We start from the raw sequence: 17,914 nt of genomic DNA, 5'->3' as shown, positions 1-17,914 counted from the left end.
AGTGGCTGCAAACGCTGCCATCAGAAGTGTGGCCGAGTCAACACGAGGTGAACAAATGCCTGAGTAAACCGGCCCGTATTTCCACCGGGTCAATTGAGATCGTTGCCAGTTGCGCCGAAGACGTGATTTCATCCGTAACCGTGGCGGCCGCCGGACACCCCCGAACGCCCGCTCGCCGCCCCTCCCCGACCGCGAAGGGAAGCCATGAGTGAGAACTGGTGGCGCGACGCCGTCATCTACCAGATCTATCCGCGCAGCTTCGCCGACACCGACGGCGACGGGGTCGGCAACATCGCCGGGATCACCCGGCGCATCGACCACCTGGCGGCCCTGGGGGTCGACGCCGTGTGGCTGTCGCCCTTCTACCCCTCGCCCTGGGCCGACGGCGGATACGACGTCGCCGACTTCCGCGACGTCGACCCGCTGCTGGGCACCCTGGCCGACTTCGACGCGCTCGTCGCCGCCGCGCACGAGCGCGACATCCGCATCATCGTCGACATCGTCCCCAACCACACCTCCGATCAGCACCCCTGGTTCCAGGAGGCGGTGCGGGCCGCACCGGGCTCCAGGGAGCGCGAGCGCTACGTCTTCCGCGACGGCAGGGGCGAGGACGGATCGCTGCCGCCCAGCAACTGGGAGTCGAGGTTCGGCGGACCGGCCTGGACCCGGCTGCCCGACGGCCAGTGGTACCTGCACCTGTTCGCCCGCGAACAGCCCGACCTGAACTGGGCCGACCCGGAGGTCCGCGAGGAGTTCCTGGACATCCTGCGGTTCTGGAGCCGGCGCGGCGTCGACGGCTTCCGCATCGACGTGGCCTACGCGCTGATGAAGGACCTCACCGAGCCGCTGCGCGACGTCGTGGTGGTGCCCGAGGGCAGCGGCCTGGACGACATCGCGGTCAACCCCGACCACCCGCACTGGGACCGCCCCGAGACCCACGACATCTACCGCGAGTGGCGCCGGGTGTTCGAGGAGTTCGATCCGCCGCGCGTCGCCGTGGCCGAGGCGTGGCTGCCCAGCGACCGGCTGGTGCACTACCTGCGCGAGGACGAGCTGCACCAGGCGTTCAATTTCGAGTTCCTGCGCTGCGCGTGGGACGCCGACGCCTACCGCAAGGTCATCGACACCAGCATCGCCGACGCCGCCTCGGTGCGGACGGTGGCGACCTGGGTGCTGTCCAACCACGACGTGGTGCGCCCGGCCTCCGTGCTGGGCCTGCCCAACGGCGCCGACCTCAACTCCTGGCTGATGAGCGACGGCACCGAGCCAGCGGTCGACGTGGAGCTGGGCCGGCGCCGGGCGCGGGCCGCGGCGCTGCTGGAGATGGGCCTTCCCGGGTCCACCTACATCTACCAGGGCGAGGAGCTGGGCCTGCCGGAGGTGGCCGACCTGCCGGCCGAGGTGCTGCAGGACCCGAAGTGGGAGCGCACCGGCCACACCGCCAAGGGCCGCGACGGCTGCCGGGTGCCGATCCCGTGGGAGGTCGACGGCCCGTCGTTCGGCTTCGGCGACGCCCCCGGCTGGCTGCCGCAGCCCGACGACTGGGGCGGGCTGTCGGTGCGGGCCCAGACCGGCGACCCCGACTCGACGCTGGAGCTGTACCGCGCGGTGCTGCGGGCGCGCAGGGAGCTCACCGGGGAGTTCTCCCCCGGTGAGTCCCTCGCCTGGGACGACGACCTGAACCAGGGCGACGTGCTGGCGTTCTGGCGCGGCGAGCACTGGCTGGTGCTGGTCAACACCGGCTCGACCCCCGTCACGCTGCCCGAGGGCGACGTGGTGGTCTCCAGCGTCGCCCTGGGCGGCGACCGCACCCTCCCCGCCAACGCCGCGGCCTGGCTGCGCAGGTAGCGACACTCGGACAGGACGGGTCCGGCCCCGGGACACCCGAGGCCGGACCTGTTTCGAGCTGCCACCTTTACGACGTAGATTTCTTGAGGAAGAGCGCTCAGGTCGTCAGGGCCGCAGCGGCGAATCCCCCGCCCCCACCCGATGACCTGAGCGCTCTCCCCCACCGGAATACACGTCGGACTCCAGACTCGGCACACTAGCTCAGCGAGGAGTAGGCCACCACTCCCCTGCGGACCGCGTCCATCGCGGTACGGGCGTTGGGGCGCACCCTGCTGCCCTCGGGGGCGGCGTCGGCGATCTGGCCGAGCATGTCGATGAGCTGCTTGGTGGCGCGCACGAAGTCGCCGGCCGGCATGTCGGCCTCCCACAGGATCCGGTCCAGCCGGTCGCCCTTGGCCCAGCGGTAGGTGGTCCAGACGAAGCCGAGGTCGGGTTCGCGCAGGAAGGACACCCGGTGGTCGCGCTCGGTCTCGTGCAGCTCGCCCCACAGCCGCACCATCTCGGCCAGCGTCTCCTCCGACGGGCCCGGGGGGATGCGCGGGTAGCTCTCGTCGGACCGGCGCGACTCATAGACCAGCGACGACACGCACGCCGCCAGGTTCACCGGGTCCAGGTCCTCCCACAGCCCGCGGCGCAGGCACTCGGCGACCAGCAGGTCCAGCTCGGAGTAGATCTTGGCGAGCAGCCGCCCCTCTTCGGTGACGCTGTCGCCGTCGAGGTAGTCAAGCTGCTGCAGCACCCCGCACACCCGGTCGAAGGTGCGGGCGATCACGTGGGAGCGGCCCTCCACCCGGCGGCGCAGCCCCTCGGTCTCCTTGCGCAGCCGGAAGTGGCGCTCGGCCCAGCGGGCGTGGTCCTCGCGCTCGGCGCAGCCGTGGCAGGGGTGGGCGCGCAGCTCGCCGCGGAGCCGGGCGATCTCGGGATCCTCCTCCCCTCCTCCGCGGCGGGGCCGCGGCGGCGGCGCGGTGTCCATGTCGTCCAGCTTGTTGCGCAGGGTCGAGGCCAGGTCGCGCCGGGACTGGGCCGAGCGGGCCGAGAAGTTCTTGGGGACGCGCAGCCGCCCGACCGGCTGCACCGGTACCGGGAAGTCGGCCGAGTTCACCCGCTTGGCCTGCCGGTTGATCGTCAGCACCAGCGGCACCGGGTCCTCGCCGGCGCGCACGCCCGGATCCAGCACGACCGCGAAGCCCGAGTGCCGCCCGGCCGGGACCCGGATGACGTCGCCGACCCGCAGCGACTCCAGGCTGCGCACGGCCTCGCGGCGGCGCACCGCGCCCTTGTTCCTGGACGCCTGGGACTCCCTGCCGCTGAGCTCGCGGCGCAGCGCCGCGTACTCCATGAAGTCGCCGAGGTGGCACTGGGCCGCCTGGGCGTAGCCCTCCAGCGCCTCCTCGTGCTTGTGCAACTGGCGCGCCAGGCCCACCACGGCCCGGTCGGCCTGGAACTGGGCGAAGGAGGACTCCAGCATGTTGCGGCTGCGCTCGCGCCCGACCTGGCCGACCAGGTTGACCGCCATGTTGTAGGAGGGCTGGAAGCTGGAGTTGAGCGGGTAGGTGCGGGTGCTGGCCAGACCGGCCACGGCCTCGGGGTCGGTGCCGGGCTGCCAGATCACCACGGCGTGGCCCTCGACGTCGATGCCGCGCCGCCCGGCCCTGCCGGTGAGCTGGGTGTACTCGCCGGGGGTGAGGGGGGCGTGGGTCTCGCCGTTCCACTTGTCGAGCTTCTCGATCACCACGGTGCGCGCCGGCATGTTGATGCCCAGCGCCAGCGTCTCGGTCGCGAAGACCGCGCGGATCAGGCCGCGCGAGAACAGCTTCTCGACGATCTCCTTGAAGGTGGGCAGCATGCCCGCGTGGTGTGCGGCGATCCCGCGCTCCAGCGCCAGGATCCACTCGGAGTAGCCCAGCACCGCCAGGTCGGCCGGTGGGATGTCGGCGCACTGGCGCTCGGCGTACTCGCGGATCTCGGCGGTCTCCTCCTCGGTGGTCAGGGTGAGGCCGGAGTGGATGCACTGGCGCACCGCGTCGTCGCAGCCGGCGCGGCTGAAGATGAAGGTGATGGCGGGCAGCAGGCCCTCGCGGTCGAGTTCGTCGACGATCTGCACCCGGCTGGGCGGGGCGAACTTGGAGCGCGGCCGGGGCGTGCCGCCGCGGGCCCGGGTCTGCGGGTGGCGGCGCCGGTGCGCGAGCTGGGTGACCCGGTCGTCCTCCTGGGCCAGCCGGATCAGCCGCGGGTTGACCTGGAGGCGCTCGCCGTTGACCATGATCTCGGCGGTCTTGCCGCCGGCCTCGCGGCGGTCGCGCCGGCGCTTGCGCTTGCCGGGCCTGCCGGACTCGCCGCCGTCCTCGGCCGCCTCGGTCTCGACGAACAGGTCGTGGATGCGGATTCCGGCCATGACGTGCTGCCACAGCGGCACCGGCCGGGTCTCGTCGACGATGACCGCGGTGTCGCCGCGCACCTGCAGCAGCCACTGCCCGAACTCCTCGGCGTTGCTCACCGTGGCCGAGAGCGCCACCATCCGCACCGACTCGGGCAGGTGGATGATGACCTCCTCCCACACCGCGCCCCGGAAGCGGTCGGCGAGGTAGTGCACCTCGTCCATGACGACGTAGGCCAGCCCGCCCAGGGTGTGGGAGCCTGCGTAGAGCATGTTGCGCAGCACCTCGGTGGTCATGACCACGATCGGGGCCTCGCCGTTGACGCTGTTGTCACCGGTGAGCAGGCCCACCTTCTCCGCGCCGTAGCGGCGCACGAGGTCGTTGTACTTCTGGTTGGACAGCGCCTTGATGGGCGTGGTGTAGAAGCACTTGCGCCCGTCGCGCAGCGCCAGGTGGACCGCGTACTCCCCGACCACCGTCTTGCCCGATCCGGTGGGCGCCGCGACCAGCACGCCGTTGCCCGACTCCAGTTCCTTGCAGGCCCTGATCTGGAAGTCGTCGAACTCGAATCCGTACAGGGCCTGGAAGTCCTCGATCTCGGTGCTGGACTCCTTCTGGCGCCGACGGAACGCGGCGTAGCGCGCGGCGTGAGTACTCATATCCAGTAAGCCTAGAAGGTCCGGCAGGTGTTCGCGCCTCGGGCGGCCGGGCGGCCGGGCGGACCGCGGGGACCGGGCGGACCGCGGCCGGACTACTCGGCGCCGGCGGAGCCGGGGTTGTTCGGCGAGGGCACCGCCCGGACCGGGACCTCGCCGCGCTGCATCGCGGCCTCCTCCGGGGTCAGGTACTCCTCGGGGATGTCGAACTCGCCGTCCTTGGCGCCCAGGACGAACGCCTCCCACTCGGCGGGGGTGAAGAACAGGATGCCCTTGTCGGGGTTCTTGCCGTCACGCACCGCGCGGAAGCCGTCGTCGAACTTGGCGACCTCCACGATCGCGTCGGACTCCTCGTTGGACAGCGACGAACGCATCCACACCGCGTCGGTGGTGTCGTGCCACTTCTCGTTGCCCTGCGCCTCCGGCGGCAGATCGCGCGCGCCCTCGCCTTCGCGGGCCTGCTCGTCGGGATTCTGCTCGCCCATGGTCGGTCCCTCCCTGCGGTCGTGCGGCGTTTCGAGGACGACCTTAGCGCTTCGGCGCCGCTTCGGAGGTCTCGTCCTCCTCCAGCGGGGAGACCTCGTCGTCGTCGAGGTCGCCGTAGGGCTCGGCCACGCCCTTGCGGCGGTCGTTGAGGAACGCGACCAGCTCGGCGATCTCGAACAGCACCACGACCGGGACGGCCAGCGCCAGCATGGTGATGGGGTCGCCGCCGGGGGTGGCGATGGCGGCGAAGACGAACGCCAGGAAGAGGATCATCCGGCGCCACTTGGCGATGGTGGCGTGGGAGAGCGCCCCGAGGAAGTTCAGCAGCACCACGATGAGCGGGAGCACGAACGCCGCCCCGAACACCAGCAGCATCATGATGATGTAGCTGAGGTAGTTGTCCATGGTGATCAGCGGCGTCGTGCCCTCGGGCGCGAAGCCGAACATGATCTCCATGCCCTTCTGGGTGACGTAGTAGGCCAGTGCCGATCCCCCGAGGAACAGCGGCACCGCGAACCCGACGAAGGCGTAGGTGTAGCCCTTCTCCCTGCCCTGCAGGCCCGGGGCGACGAACGCCCAAAGCTGGTAGAGCCAGAACGGGCAGGACACGAGGAGGCCGATGATGATCGCGACCTTGAACCGCAGGAAGAAGGCGTCGAAGATGCCGGTGAAGATGAGGTCGCAGCTTCCCTCGGTGCCGCCCCGCACCTCAGCGGGGAGCGCGCAGTAGGGGGCCTTCAGGAACTCCCACACCGGCTCGAAGACCATGAAGCCCGCGACGATGCCGAGCGCGATGAAGATCGCCGCCTTGACCACGCGCTTGCGCAGTTCGCGCAGGTGGTCCATCAGCGGCATGCTGCCGTCGGGATTCGCCTCGGCCCGCCGTCGCCTCAGCCGCATGATCGGTTTCTCTCTCCGCCAGTCCATGGGTCATTCGCGCGGCGCCGCGCCTCGGCGCCGCACAGGCTCGGATCCGGCCCCGTGGCCGACTCAGTCGCCGTATCAGCCGCCGTACTGGTGGCGGCTCGGCTCACCAGACTCGTTCACGATGCGCTGACCTGCGGGCAGTTGCGGGTAGCCGTTCTGCTGCGACTGCTGGCCGTAGCCCTGGTCGTGCTGCTGCTGGGACCCCGGCTGCCGGGCCGGGTCCTCGCCCGAGGCCTGGGCCTTCTGGCTCGATTCCTCGTTGTTGTCCTCGTCGCCGAGCCCCTTGGCCTCGGCCTTGAGGATGCGTGCGCTGCGCCCCATCGACCGCGCCAGTTCCGGCAGCTTCTTCGCTCCGAACAGCAGCAGGGCGATGACCAGCAGAATGAGGATCTCGCGTGGTCCGATACCCATGTCTCAACCTCTCTCCAGGGCGCTACCTGCGCCATCGATGGTACGCCCTGTCCGACCGGAATTCACCGGGCTCCCGCCCGGGCGCGCTCGCTCAGCTCCCGCAGCACCGCGTGGCGCGGCTCCAATTCGGCTCTGGTCCGCGCCACCTGGGACTCCAGTGACCTGAGCTGCCGCACCATCCGGAGGGCGAAGAACCCGATGACGAGCAGGCCGAGGAGGGAGACGGTGACGAGACCGGCGATGGCGAACACGCTTCCGAGCCTACTCAATGGTTCGCCGAACGCCAGTAACCCCCCGGTTAACCGGGAGCGACATCGCCCCCTCAGATCGTTGATGGAAGGTGGGAGGCTATGGCCACAGCCTCCCGTTCACCGCCGGTGACCTCGGAAGGCCGCCGTCAGCGCGCCGACGCCGGCGGGGCGAAAGGGCGCGCCGCACGGGTCCGTGCCGGTCCCCGCCAGGCCTGACTTCAGGGATCAGCGGGGTCTCACCAGCCGGTCTGCCCCACCCTGACCCTTCTCAGACATCCTCTAGCTTGAGTTTTGACCTTGGCCACTGGGGGTCTTCGACACCAGCCCCAGGAGGGACCCGCGGTGACCGGGCGACGGTGCACGCCGCCCCCGGCCTCAGGGGGTTTGAAGCCTCAACCACAGGAGGGATCCGCGGTGACCGGGCGATCCTCTCGCACGCCCTCCCTCCTGGGGCGGGCCTTCACGACCCCCTGAAGTCAAGGTCTCTTCCACCTCTCTTGGGGCGGGCCTTCACGACCCCCTGGGGTCGAAGTGGAAGGGGCCCACCCGCGCGTCCACTCCGCCCCCAGGGCCGAGGTTGAAACCCAAGCTAGTAGCCGACCAGGGCGCGGGCGGCGTCGGCGCGGACCCGCTCGGCCAGCTCGGCCGGGGCCGCCACCCGCGCCTGCGGGCCCAGCCGCAGCGCGAGCCGGCGCACCCACGCCGGAGCGGGCGTGCGCAGCGTCGCGCGCAGCCACCCGTCCGCCAGCTCCCGCAGGTCGGTGCACACGTACTCCTCGGTGACCCAGCGCGCCCCCGGCGCGAGGTCCAGGGTGACGTAGACGTCGTCGGCCGACCGCTGCAGCAGGCCGCCGCGCAGGTCGCGCTCGCGCGCGTGGCCCGGCACCTCGGCGGCGACCGGCAGCACCGTCAGGTCCAGCACCCGGTCCAGCCGGAACAGCCGCACGTCGGTGCGCAGCCGGCACCAGCCCTCCAGGAAGGCGTGCCCGTCCTGGACCACCAGGCGCATCGGGTCGACGTCGCGCTCGGTGACCTGGTCCTGGTAGCCCGACAGGTAGCGCAGGTGCACCCGCTGGCCCGCGCGCAGCGCATCGCCCGCCCGGCGCTGCACCTCCTTGACCTCGTCGGTCTGCTCGATGCGGACCTCCACGGCGTCGGCGAGCCGGTCCACCGCGACGCCGGCCGCCGCGCGCAGCTTCTCCCCCACCCGCTTCAGCGCGTCGCTGGCCACGCCGGGCATCTCGCGCAGCAGCTCCACGCCCACGACCAGGCTCGCGGCCTCGTCGGCGGTCAGCCGCAGCGGCGCGGCCAGCGTGTCGGCGTTGGCGATGATGATCTCGCCGGTGGCCTGGGCCGCGTCGAGGTCGACGTCGATCAGGTCGCCCGGGGTGTAGCCGGGCAGGCCGCACATCCACAGCAGGCCCAGGTCCTTGAGCACCTGCTTCTCGGTCAGCCCGAAGTGCGCCGCCACCTCCGAGACCCGCACGTCGTGGCTGAGGGCGTAGGGCACCAGCATCAGCAGCCGGCGCAGTTGCTCCGAGGAGGTGCCGCCGCGCCGCGGCTGCGGGTCGGGCGCCCGCTCCGGCTCGGGGGCCGGCTCGGTCCCGGCCGCGGGCTCGCGCTCGGCCACCGCGCGCAGGTGCTCCTCGACCGCCGCGCGCGCCTGCGCCGGCTCGCGCAGTACCACCCGGTCGCCGAACTGCGCCACCCGCCCCACCAGCGACGCCACATCGGTGAAGGGATACTCCAGCAGGTCCCACCCCGGCTCGCCCGTCGAGCGCTCGCCGGGAACGATCCGGCGCGCGCCGCGCCGCAGCTCGTGCGCGGAGTCGGCGCGCACCAGCACGGTGGCGATCTGCTCGACCTCGCCGTGCCTGCCGCTCACCACCGAGCGCACGTCGACGCCGTCGGGCACCTGCACGGCCGGACCGCTCGCCACGACCCGCACCTCGCCGACGATCCGGCTGAGCCGGAACACCCTGCGGTCGCGCCGGTCGCGGTCGTAGCCGGCCACGTACCAGTGGCCGTTCACGTTGACCACGCCCCACGGCTCCAGCTCGCGGCGGGCGAGGTCGCGGTTGGGCGCGCGGTAGTCGAAGACGATCGGGCGGCGGTCGCGCACGGCCTGCCAGATCGGCAGGAACGCCGGCTCGTTGGTGCCCAGCACCGGCGTGATCCCCGAGGTGGCGTCGCCGTCCACCGGGACGCCCGCGGCGCGCAGCTTCAGCAGGGCGTCGGCCGCGACGTCACCCAGTGCCGCGTGCCGCCACGCCCGCGCGGCCAGGCCCAGCACGGCCGCCTCGTCGGCGCGCAGCTCGATCGGCGGCAGCTCGTAGTCGGCCCGGGAGATCCGGTAGCCCTCCTCGTCGCTCCACAGGTCGCCGCCGCCCGTCTCGATCGGGATGCCGGCCTCCCGCAGCTCCTTCTTGTCGCGCTCGAACATGCGCTTGAACGCGGCATCGCTCTCGGCCCGGCCGTAGCCGTAGACCGTCGCGCGGATCTCCCTGGCGGTCAGGAAGCGCCGCGTGGCCAGCAGGCAGATCACCAGGTTCAGCTGACGTTCGGTCTTCTCCTGCGACATCGCCGTGCTCTCTTTCGGGATCACCGTTTTCGCGCGAGTCCACCCGCTCGCCTGGTCCAAAACGGTACCGTGCCAGCGTGATCAGATGGCGTGACGGCGAGGTGACCGGGATCCGCGGCGAACGGCCCGGTGTGGCCGAACTCGACGTCGCGATCCGGGGCGAGGCCTCGGCCTGCCGGGCGCTGGCCTACACCGAGCTGGTGGGCCGCCCCCGGGTGGGCGACCGGGTGCTGCTCAACACCACGGCCCTGGCCATGGGGCTGGGCACCGGCGGCTACGCCATGGTCGTCGCCGTCCCCGACCGTCTGCCGCCGGATCCGGCCGGACCCGGCCACCTCGTCAAGGCCCGGTACACGCCTTTGCAGACCACGGTACTCGGCGTCGACGAGCAGGACTCCCCCCACCACGCGACGCTGCGCGAGGCCGCCGACGTCGCCGCCATGCCCGTGGTGGTCGCCGACCTGCACTCGGCGCTGCCCGCGGTCCTCGCGGGGATCGGGGCCGAGCGCCCCGGCACCCGCGTCGTGCACGTGATGCTGGACGGCGGCGCGCTGCCCGCACGGTTCTCCCGGGCGGTGGCCGAGCTGCGCGCGGCCGACCGGATCGCCGCGACCGTCACCGTCGGCCAGTCCTTCGGCGGCGACCTGGAGGCGGTCACCACCCACACCGGGCTGCTGGCGGCCCGCCACGTGCTGGGCGCCGAGATCGCCGTCGTCGCCCAGGGGCCGGGCAATCTGGGCACCGGCACGCCGTGGGGCTTCTCCGGGGTCTGCGCGGGCGAGGCCGTCAACGCCGCGGCGGCCCTGGCCGGGCGGCCGGTGGCGGCCCTGCGGGTCAGCGAGGCCGACCCGCGCGAGCGGCACCGGGGCGTCTCCCACCACAGCATCACCGCCTACGGCCGCGTGGCGCTGGCGTCGGCCGACGTGGTGGTGCCGCGGCTGCCGGGCGCGTTCGGCGAACGCGTCCGGGCCGAGGCCGCGGCGCTGGCCGAACGCCACGTCCTGGTGGAGGTGGAGGTCGACGGCCTGCACGAGGCCCTGCGGGCGTCACCGGTACCGATGTCCACCATGGGCCGGTCCCTGGAGGAGGACCTCGCCTGCTTCCTCGCCTCCGCCGCCGCCGGCCGCCACGCGGCACGGCTGCTGGCCTGAACCGCCGCGGTCCCCGGCCGGGGACCGCCGGACGGGGACCGCGGGACGTCTGCCGACCCGGCCCTACTCCTCTTCGGGCTCCGCGGGCGGGGACGCCGGCTCCTCGGGGGCGGGCTGGCTGTCGACCGCGCCGAGGATGTCCACGACGAAGACCAGCGTCCCCGATGGGGCGCCGCTCGCCGCGGCGTCCTCGCCGTAGGCCATCTCCTCGGGGATCACCAGCATCACGCGGCTGCCGACCTCGTGGCCCACCAGGCCCGTGTCCCAGCCCTCGATGACCTGGCCGGCGCCGGCGATGAAGGTGAAGGGCGTGCCGTCCTTGCCCGCCACCCACGTGGAGTCGAAGACCTCGCCGTCGCTCCAGGTCACACCGGTGTACTGGACGACGAGCTGCTGGCTCTCCTCGACCTCGGGCCCCTCGCCCTCGACCAGCGGCACCGTCTCCAGGTCCTCGGGCGGATCGGTGTCCTCGGGGATCGTGATCTCGGGCATGGCGTGGCCGGCGTCCTCCACCGTGGGCAGGTCGCCGCCGCCGTTGCCGGTCTGCTCGCCGGGAACGGTCTGGCCCTTGCCGTAGCGGCCCTGGATGTCCACGATCGACACCGTCGAGCCCGGCTCCGGGGACGGCTGGCCCATCTGCTGGGCCTGGGCCGGGTCCTGCGGCGGGAAGACGTAGACCACGCGGCTGTTCAGCGGCTGGTCGACCAGGTCCGCGCTCATCTCCTCGTTCATCTGCGACAACTGGAGCAGCACCGGGGCGCCCGTGTCGTAGGTGGACTGGGTCTTCTCCGCCTCGCCCTCGGCGGTCCACTGGTAATCGACGATGTCGGCCAGGAGCAGGTCGTCGGAGCGCACCAGCTCCCCTTCGCCCTCGCCCTGATGCACCACGCCGGAGATCTGCTCGCTGGGCGGAGCGATGTCGGGGAAGGAGACCTCGGGCTCCTCGCCGACCGGACCGGTCACCGTGGGCAGCCGCTCATCGACCTCCTCCTCTCCGGACTGCAGGAAGGCGGGCGTCTTCCAGTCTTCAGGGATGGATCCGCAGCTGGAGACCGCCAGCATCACGGCTGAGAACGGCACCGCAAGGGCCGCGGCGGCACGTCGACGCATATGTCACTACCTCAAGAGTCAGGCCAGGATCTCCGACACACTACCGAAACAGCCATACTGCCCCGGCCGGGTAAGAACGCGGTAAGAGGGCGCACCCCCGGCGCGCCCTCCCGGCCGTCGTCCGCACCGGGCGGTCCTTCGCCGCCCGGCGCCGCCGACGCTACATGCCGGCGATCAGCTTCTCCACCCGCTCGTCAACGGCCTTGAACGGGTCCTTGCACAGCACCGTGCGCTGCGCCTGGTCGTTGAGCTTCAGGTGCACCCAGTCGACGGTGAAGTCGCGGCGCTTCTCCTGGGCCCTGCGGATGAACTCCCCGCGCAGCCGCGCCCGCGTGGTCTGCGGCGGCACCGATTTGGCCTGGAAGATCTTCAGGTCGCCGACCACGCGGTCCATCTGCCCCTTGCGCTGCATCAGGTAGAACAGGCCGCGGTCGCGGTGGATGTCGTGGTAGGTCAGGTCGAGCTGGGCGATCCGCGGCGACGACAGCGACAGGGAGTGCTTGGCGCGGTAGCGCTCAAGGAGCTGGTACTTGGCCACCCAGTCGATCTCGCCGGCCACCAGGTCGAGGTTGCCCGTCTCGATCGCCTCCAGCGTGCGCTGCCACAGCTCCAGCACCCGCTTGCCGGTGGCGTCGGTGCCGTTGCGGTCGACGAAGGTCTGCACCTTGTCCAGGTACTCGCGCTGGATCTCCAGCGCGCTGGCCTCGCGCCCGTTGGCCAGCCGCACCTTGCGCCGCCCGGTCATGTCGTGGCTGACCTCGCGGATCGCCCGGATGGGGTTCTCCAGCGTGTAGTCGCGCATCACCACGCCGGCCTCGACCATGCGCAGCACCAGGTCGGTGGAGGCCAGCTTGAGCAGCGTGGTCATCTCGCTCATGTTGGAGTCGCCGACGATCACGTGCAGCCGGCGGAACCGCTCGGCGTCGGCGTGCGGCTCGTCGCGGGTGTTGATGATCGGCCGCGAGCGGGTCGTCGCCGAGGAGACCCCCTCCCAGATGTGCTCGGCGCGCTGGCTCACGCAGTACAGCGCGCCACGCGGGGTCTGCAGCACCTTGCCGGCGCCGCAGATGATCTGGCGGGTCACCAGGAACGGGATCAGGATGTCGGCCAGCCGCCCGAACTCGCCGTGCCGCCCCACCAGGTAGTTCTCGTGGCAGCCGTAGGAGTTGCCCGCGGAGTCGGTGTTGTTCTTGAACAGGTAGATCTCGCCGGCGATGCCCTCCTCGTGCAGGCGCTGCTCCGCGTCGACCTGCAGCCCCTCCAGGATGCGCTCGCCGGCCTTGTCGTGCGCCACCAGGTCGATGAGGCTGTCGCACTCGGGGGTCGCGTACTCCGGGTGGCTGCCGACGTCGAGGTAGAGCCGCGCACCGTTGCGCAGGAACACGTTGCTGCTGCGCCCCCACGACACCACCCGGCGGAACAGGTAGCGCGCCACCTCGTCGGGCGACAGGCGCCGCTGCCCCCGGAAGGTGCAGGTGACCCCGTACTCGTTCTCAAGACCAAAGATCCGACGTTCCACGCGGCCTCACCTAGTTTCCGTCCCACGGCGCCGCGGACCGGGGTCCGCGGCGCTCCACGAACTCACACTATGTGCCCGTGTCGCCCTGGCGGAGCGGGCGCATCAGGACTGGGCGCCGTCGTCTCCGGCCTCGGCCGACTCCCCGCCGTCCTCGCTCTCTCCGCCGCCGCCCCCGCGCACCTGCTCGATCAGCCGGTTCAGCCGCGGCCCCTGGATGCGGCGGAACTTGCGGTGCTCGCGCGCCCGCTCCAGCACCGCGACCTCCAGGCCGGCCGCCTCCAGCTCCCGCTGCTCGCCGTTCTCGTGCGTCAGCGCGTGCATCGCCGCCGACAGCGCGTCGGCCAGGGAGGCGTCCTTGTCGTAGCGCTCCCGCAGGGCCCCGGTGACACGCTCGGCCGATCCGCCCATCGCCACGAAGTCGCGCTCGTCGACCACCGAGCCGTCGAAGGTGATCCGGTAGATCTGGTCGGTGTCGGCGCTGTCGCCGACCTCGGCGACCACGATCTCCACCTCCCAGGGCTTGCTGCTCTCGGTGAAGACCGTGCCCAGGTGCTGGGCGTAGGCGTTGGCCAGCGCCTGCCCCGTGACGTCACGGCGGTCGTAGGCGTAGCCGGTGGAGTCGGCGATCCGCACGCCCGCCAGGCGCAGGTTCTCGAACTCGTTGTAGCGCCCGACCGCGGCGAAGGCGATGCGGTCGTAGAGCTCACTGATCTTGTGCAGGGTCCGGGACATGTTGTCGGCCACGAACAGGATGCCGCCGTCGTACTGCAGCACGACGGCGCTGCGGCCGCGCGCGATCCCCTTGCGCGCGTAGTCCGCCTTGTCCTTCATGATCTGTTCGGGCGAGACGTAGAACGGCATCGACACCGCGGAGGTTTCCTTTACTGGTCGAGTCGGGGCGGTCGGGGCCCACCGGATTCTGATCAACAGGGCCGCGGGCCCGTAGGCGAGCGGTCAAGGACCGAAGGTACGTGCCGCCGGCGCTACGCGCCCTGCGGCGGCCACCCCCCTGTGCGAACCCGGTGATCAATGTCTTGGTCAGCGCAGCGGCGCGGTCGGACCGTCGGGGCGCTCGGAGCGGCCCTGCACGACCGATTCGGCCAGTCGCTCGACGTCCTCGGCGGGGAGCCGCCGGTGCCCGTCGTCGGTGATGACGTCGACCAGCGGGAAGATCTTGCGGTACACGTCGGGGCCGCCGGTCGCGGAGTCGTCGTCGGCGGCGTCGTAGAGCGACTGCAGGGCGGCGACGGCCGCGCCCTCCTCGTCGAGGTCGTCGCGGTAGAGCTTCTTCAGGGCGCCGCGCGCGTAGACCGAGCCCGAGCCGATGGAGTGGTAGCGGTGCTCCTCGTAGCGGCCGCCCACGGCGTCGTAGCTGAAGATCCGGCCCTCCTCGCGGGAGTCGTCGTAGCCCACCAGCAGCGGCACCACGACGAAGCCCTGCATGGCCATGGCGAGGTTGCCGCGGATCATGGTGGACAGCCGGTTGGCCTTGCCCTCCAGCGACAGCGAGCGCCCCTCCATCTTCTCGTAGTGCTCCAGCTCCACCTGGAACAGCTTGGCCAGCTCGATGCCGATGCCGGCCGCGCCCGCGATGGCCACGGCGGAGAACTCGTCGGTGCGGAAGAGCTTGTCCATGTCGCGGTTGGCGATGATGTTGCCGGAGGTGGCCCGCCGGTCGCCGGCCAGGACCACGCCCCCGGGGAAGGTCAGCGCCACGATCGTGGTGGCCTCGGGGGTGAGGCGGGAGGAGTCGCCCTGGAACGGCTCGCGCCGGCCCGGCAGCAGATCCGGGTTCACCGCGCCGAGAAAGTCGATGAACGACGACGTTCCCCGGTTCACGAACGCAGCGGCCAGTCGCCCGCTGCCCTCAAACGCTTCGGACACGCGACTCCCTTCGATGGCGCCCCGCCGCGACCGAGGGGGTGGGCGGGGGCATGGTGGGTTGTTCGGTTGGCAGGTGTCTCGACCTTACTGACGCGGGCGGGCGGCGGCGCCTCCCTCATCCGCCATCTCGCTGTGGGCGAACCGACCCGGCCGATCCGCGGCCGGTGTCCGGCGGGGCGCCCCGGTCGCGGGCCGCAGGGCCCGAGCCGGGCGGCCCCGTCCGGGGGAGCCGGGCCGGGCCTTACTGCCCGCCCTTCTGGACGAACTGCCGGACGAAGTCCTCGGAGTTGCTCTCCAGGACCTCGTCGATCTCGTCGAGGATGTCGTCGACGTCCTCGTCCAGCTTCTCGTTGCGCTCCTGCACATCGGTGCCGGCTTCGACCTCGTCGACCTCTTCGTCGCGGCGGGTCGTGTGCTTCTGACCGCCGCCCTCGTTCGTCGCCATCTGTCGCAACCTCCCGGTCAATGGGCTCTCGCCCTTATATTGGCCCATCGACGCCCGGCTCAACCTTGATCCCGACGTCTGTTTTGGCCACGTTCCCCGCAGCGGGGTCCGTACACCCGTCCGAACGCGGCGGGGACGGCCCCTGATTCCCCCGCACCGGTCCGGGGAAGGGGGCGGCGTGGTGCGCGTGCGGTAGAAACGGTCCGGGCGTCCGGGTCGTCCCGCGTCCGCGCGTCCGCACCGCGGTCCGCGCTTCACGCCACCGAACTTCTGCGAGGAGGGACGGCGTCTTCTCCCCCGCGCGAGAGCGGGGGCCGCACGCCGGAGAACAGATGACCCCATCCTGGACCGACCTGCCCGGCCACCGGCACTGGCTGGAGACCGAGGCCGCCCGCCTGCTGTCCTTCGCCGCCGCGGCGCGGCACCCGGTCGGCGGGTTCGCCTGGCTGGACGCCGAGGGCCGCCCCGAACCGGAGCGGGGCGTGCGGGCCTGGATCACCTGCCGGATGACGCACGTGTTCGCGCTGGCGCACCTGCGGGGCGTCCCGGGTGCGGGGCCGCTGGCCGATCACGGGGTCCGGGCGCTGCGGACGGTGCTGCGCGACCCCGAGCACGGGGGCTGGTACTCCGCGCTGGACGCCGAGGGCCGCCCCGCCGAGGACGGCAAGAACGCCTACGACCACGCCTTCGTGCTGCTGAGCGCGTCCAGCGCGGCCGCGGCGGGCCGTCCCGGCGCCCGCGAGCTGCTCGACGACGTGATCGCCGTGATCGAGGAGCGGTTCTGGCGCGAGGCCGAAGGGCGGTGCCTGGAGAGCTGGGACCGGGCGTGGAGCGGCACGGAGGACTACCGGGGCGCCAACAGCAACATGCACCTGGTGGAGGCGTTCCTGGCCGCCGCCGACGCCACGGGCGACCCGGTGTGGCTGGAGCGGGCCCTGCGCATGGCCGGGTTCTTCATCGACGAGGCCGCCCGCGGGCACGGCTGGCGGCTGCCGGAGCACTACTCGGCCGACTGGGAGCCGCGGCTGGACTACAACAGCGGCGAACGCGCCCACCCGTTCCGGCCCTACGGGGCCACCGTCGGCCACGCGCTGGAGTGGGCGCGGCTGCTGCTGCACCTGGAGTCGGGGCTCACCGATCCTCCGGGCTGGCTGCTGGAGGGCGCCGAGGCGATGTTCGGCACCGCGGTGGCCACCGGCTGGCACGCCGACGGCGCCGACGGATTCGTCTACACCCTGGACTGGGACGACACCCCGGTGGTGCGCGAGCGCATGCACTGGGTGATCGCCGAGGCCGTGGCCGCAGCGGCCGTCCTGCACCGGCGCACCGGCCGGCCGCGCTACGAGGAGCTGTACCGGCTCTGGTGGGACCACGCCGCACGGTTCTTCATCGATCCCGGCGCGGGTGGCTGGCACCACGAACTCGACCCCGCCAACCGGCCCGCGGCCACGGTCTGGGACGGCAAGCCCGACGTCTACCACGCCTACCAGGCGGTGCTGCTGCCCACGCTCCCCCTCAGGCCCGGCCTGGCCGGTGCCCTGGCTCACGCGGCGGGCCAGGAGCTGCCGTTCAGGTCGTAGGCGAGGTGGAACCACACCTGGCGGAAGCTGGGGTGGCCGTTGTCGCCCCAGGCGGTGGCGATGCTGTCCACCAGGGCCAGGCCCCGGCCCGCCTCGGCGGTGAGGCGCTCGCCGAACCGCGCGGCGGCCAGGTGGCTGCGTTCGCCGGGACCGTCGCGCCGCGCGTCGAGGGCCCCGCCGTCGCGGCAGGTGAGGGTGAGCCCTTCGGCCGAGCGGTCCACCTTCAGCGTGTAGGTCCGGCCGGGCAGGCCGGAGCAGGAGTGCTTGATGGCGTTGGTGGCCAGCTCGGTGCCGAGCAGGTCGAACAGGTAGCGGTACTCCTCGTCGCGCGTTGCCGCGCAGGTGTCGAGGAAGGCGTGCACCAGCGGCAGGAACACCGGCTCGCCGCGGAACTCGAAGGCCCGGCGGGTGTAGTAGCGGCGGTCGGAGCCGCGGTCGAAGTAGTGCTCGTAGCCGCTGGGGATGACCAGGTCCAGCGGGATCGTCGTCTCGGGCAGCGGAGGGACGGGGGTGAGCGCGGGCATGACGGACTCCTTCAGGCGGGCCGCACGGATGCGGGAGGACAGGAGGAGCGCCCGCGAATCGGCCCGTTTCCCGGACATGGCGGCGGACGCGGCGTAGCGTGACCAGGTGGACTCCAGGTGATCAGCCAATCACCGGCCACACACTCAGACTAGCTCGACATTG

The 17,914-nt window shown here is 71.9% G+C and carries 15 protein-coding genes; 3 read left to right on the top strand and 12 right to left on the bottom strand.

Translation table 11 applies throughout. The features are described from left to right. Positions 1-204: 204 nt before the first annotated feature. Positions 205-1,848, top strand: a complete 1,644-nt coding sequence (locus tag HDA32_RS10320; protein WP_179642982.1) for a glycoside hydrolase family 13 protein — start codon at positions 205-207, stop codon at positions 1,846-1,848. Positions 1,849-2,044: 196 nt separating this feature from the next. Here HDA32_RS10320 and HDA32_RS10315 read toward each other — a convergent pair whose 3' ends face one another. The 6 genes from HDA32_RS10315 to HDA32_RS10290 form a co-directional block, all read right to left on the bottom strand. Continuing rightward, positions 2,045-4,885 carry a DEAD/DEAH box helicase gene (locus HDA32_RS10315; protein ID WP_179642981.1) on the bottom strand — a complete coding sequence of 947 codons (2,841 nt, stop codon included), beginning with the start codon at positions 4,883-4,885 and terminating at the stop codon, positions 2,045-2,047. A 92-nt stretch (positions 4,886-4,977) separates the two neighbouring features. After that, positions 4,978-5,367, bottom strand: a complete 390-nt coding sequence (locus tag HDA32_RS10310) for a DUF397 domain-containing protein (protein WP_179642980.1) — start codon at positions 5,365-5,367, stop codon at positions 4,978-4,980. Positions 5,368-5,410: 43 nt separating this feature from the next. Beyond that, positions 5,411-6,268: a twin-arginine translocase subunit TatC gene (gene tatC / locus HDA32_RS10305; RefSeq protein ID WP_312863122.1), complete on the bottom strand. Its 858-nt coding sequence runs from the start codon at positions 6,266-6,268 to the stop codon at positions 5,411-5,413. 102 nt (positions 6,269-6,370) lie between these two features. Further along, positions 6,371-6,706 carry a Sec-independent protein translocase subunit TatA gene (gene tatA / locus HDA32_RS10300; protein WP_179642979.1) on the bottom strand — a complete coding sequence of 112 codons (336 nt, stop codon included), beginning with the start codon at positions 6,704-6,706 and terminating at the stop codon, positions 6,371-6,373. Positions 6,707-6,768: 62 nt separating this feature from the next. Next, positions 6,769-6,957: a hypothetical protein gene (locus tag HDA32_RS10295; protein WP_179642978.1), complete on the bottom strand. Its 189-nt coding sequence runs from the start codon at positions 6,955-6,957 to the stop codon at positions 6,769-6,771. Positions 6,958-7,546: 589 nt separating this feature from the next. Continuing rightward, positions 7,547-9,538: a helix-turn-helix transcriptional regulator gene (locus tag HDA32_RS10290; protein WP_179642977.1), complete on the bottom strand. Its 1,992-nt coding sequence runs from the start codon at positions 9,536-9,538 to the stop codon at positions 7,547-7,549. 77 nt (positions 9,539-9,615) lie between these two features. Between HDA32_RS10290 and HDA32_RS10285 the strand changes: the two genes are divergently transcribed. Next, positions 9,616-10,689 (top strand): DUF3866 family protein, encoded by a 1,074-nt coding sequence (locus tag HDA32_RS10285; RefSeq protein WP_179642976.1) that lies wholly within the window; start codon positions 9,616-9,618, stop codon positions 10,687-10,689. A gap of 63 nt (positions 10,690-10,752) precedes the next feature. On the opposite strand, the gene HDA32_RS10280 is transcribed toward HDA32_RS10285, so the two are convergent. The 5 genes from HDA32_RS10280 to HDA32_RS10260 all read right to left on the bottom strand — a co-directional run bounded on the left by HDA32_RS10280 (position 10,753) and on the right by HDA32_RS10260 (position 15,647). Next, positions 10,753-11,799: an FKBP-type peptidyl-prolyl cis-trans isomerase gene (locus HDA32_RS10280; protein ID WP_179642975.1), complete on the bottom strand. Its 1,047-nt coding sequence runs from the start codon at positions 11,797-11,799 to the stop codon at positions 10,753-10,755. A gap of 160 nt (positions 11,800-11,959) precedes the next feature. Beyond that, on the bottom strand, positions 11,960-13,318 hold the full coding sequence (pafA, locus tag HDA32_RS10275) for a Pup--protein ligase (RefSeq protein ID WP_179642974.1): 1,359 nt from the start codon (positions 13,316-13,318) through the stop codon (positions 11,960-11,962). Between the two features lie 102 nt (positions 13,319-13,420). Continuing rightward, positions 13,421-14,179 (bottom strand): proteasome subunit alpha, encoded by a 759-nt coding sequence (gene prcA, locus HDA32_RS10270; RefSeq protein ID WP_179646598.1) that lies wholly within the window; start codon positions 14,177-14,179, stop codon positions 13,421-13,423. 177 nt (positions 14,180-14,356) lie between these two features. Beyond that, positions 14,357-15,202, bottom strand: a complete 846-nt coding sequence (gene prcB, locus HDA32_RS10265) for a proteasome subunit beta (RefSeq protein WP_179642973.1) — start codon at positions 15,200-15,202, stop codon at positions 14,357-14,359. Between the two features lie 241 nt (positions 15,203-15,443). After that, positions 15,444-15,647, bottom strand: coding sequence for a ubiquitin-like protein Pup (locus HDA32_RS10260; protein WP_179642972.1), 204 nt, complete (start codon positions 15,645-15,647; stop codon positions 15,444-15,446). Between the two features lie 332 nt (positions 15,648-15,979). On the opposite strand from HDA32_RS10260, the gene HDA32_RS10255 reads away from it, so the two are divergent. After that, on the top strand, positions 15,980-17,227 hold the full coding sequence (locus HDA32_RS10255; RefSeq protein ID WP_179642971.1) for an AGE family epimerase/isomerase: 1,248 nt from the start codon (positions 15,980-15,982) through the stop codon (positions 17,225-17,227). Here the strand turns inward: HDA32_RS10255 and HDA32_RS10250 are convergent. Next, positions 17,191-17,751, bottom strand: coding sequence for an ATP-binding protein (locus HDA32_RS10250; protein WP_179642970.1), 561 nt, complete (start codon positions 17,749-17,751; stop codon positions 17,191-17,193). The genes HDA32_RS10255 and HDA32_RS10250 overlap by 37 nt on opposite strands. Positions 17,752-17,914: the final 163 nt, after the last annotated feature.

The sequence above is a fragment of the Spinactinospora alkalitolerans genome, from assembly GCF_013408795.1.
GTDB classification, from domain to species: domain Bacteria; phylum Actinomycetota; class Actinomycetes; order Streptosporangiales; family Streptosporangiaceae; genus Spinactinospora; species Spinactinospora alkalitolerans.
Note: the sequence above shows the minus strand (reverse complement) of the source record. Positions and strands in the feature narration are given on the sequence as shown.

Excerpts from the sequence above, each read along its gene's own strand:
- HDA32_RS10310 (WP_179642980.1), bottom strand. The coding sequence starts at position 5,367 with ATGGGCGAGCAGAATCCCGACGAGCAGGCCCGCGAAGGCGAGGGCGCG.
- HDA32_RS10250 (WP_179642970.1), bottom strand. The coding sequence starts at position 17,751 with ATGCCCGCGCTCACCCCCGTCCCTCCGCTGCCCGAGACGACGATCCCG.
- HDA32_RS10260 (WP_179642972.1), bottom strand. The coding sequence starts at position 15,647 with ATGGCGACGAACGAGGGCGGCGGTCAGAAGCACACGACCCGCCGCGAC.
- HDA32_RS10320 (WP_179642982.1), top strand. The coding sequence starts at position 205 with ATGAGTGAGAACTGGTGGCGCGACGCCGTCATCTACCAGATCTATCCG.
- tatC (WP_312863122.1), bottom strand. The coding sequence starts at position 6,268 with ATGCGGCTGAGGCGACGGCGGGCCGAGGCGAATCCCGACGGCAGCATG.
- HDA32_RS10315 (WP_179642981.1), bottom strand. The coding sequence starts at position 4,885 with ATGAGTACTCACGCCGCGCGCTACGCCGCGTTCCGTCGGCGCCAGAAG.
- HDA32_RS10280 (WP_179642975.1), bottom strand. The coding sequence starts at position 11,799 with ATGCGTCGACGTGCCGCCGCGGCCCTTGCGGTGCCGTTCTCAGCCGTG.
- HDA32_RS10255 (WP_179642971.1), top strand. The coding sequence starts at position 15,980 with ATGACCCCATCCTGGACCGACCTGCCCGGCCACCGGCACTGGCTGGAG.
- prcA (WP_179646598.1), bottom strand. The coding sequence starts at position 14,179 with ATGCCGTTCTACGTCTCGCCCGAACAGATCATGAAGGACAAGGCGGAC.
- tatA (WP_179642979.1), bottom strand. The coding sequence starts at position 6,706 with ATGGGTATCGGACCACGCGAGATCCTCATTCTGCTGGTCATCGCCCTG.
- HDA32_RS10290 (WP_179642977.1), bottom strand. The coding sequence starts at position 9,538 with ATGTCGCAGGAGAAGACCGAACGTCAGCTGAACCTGGTGATCTGCCTG.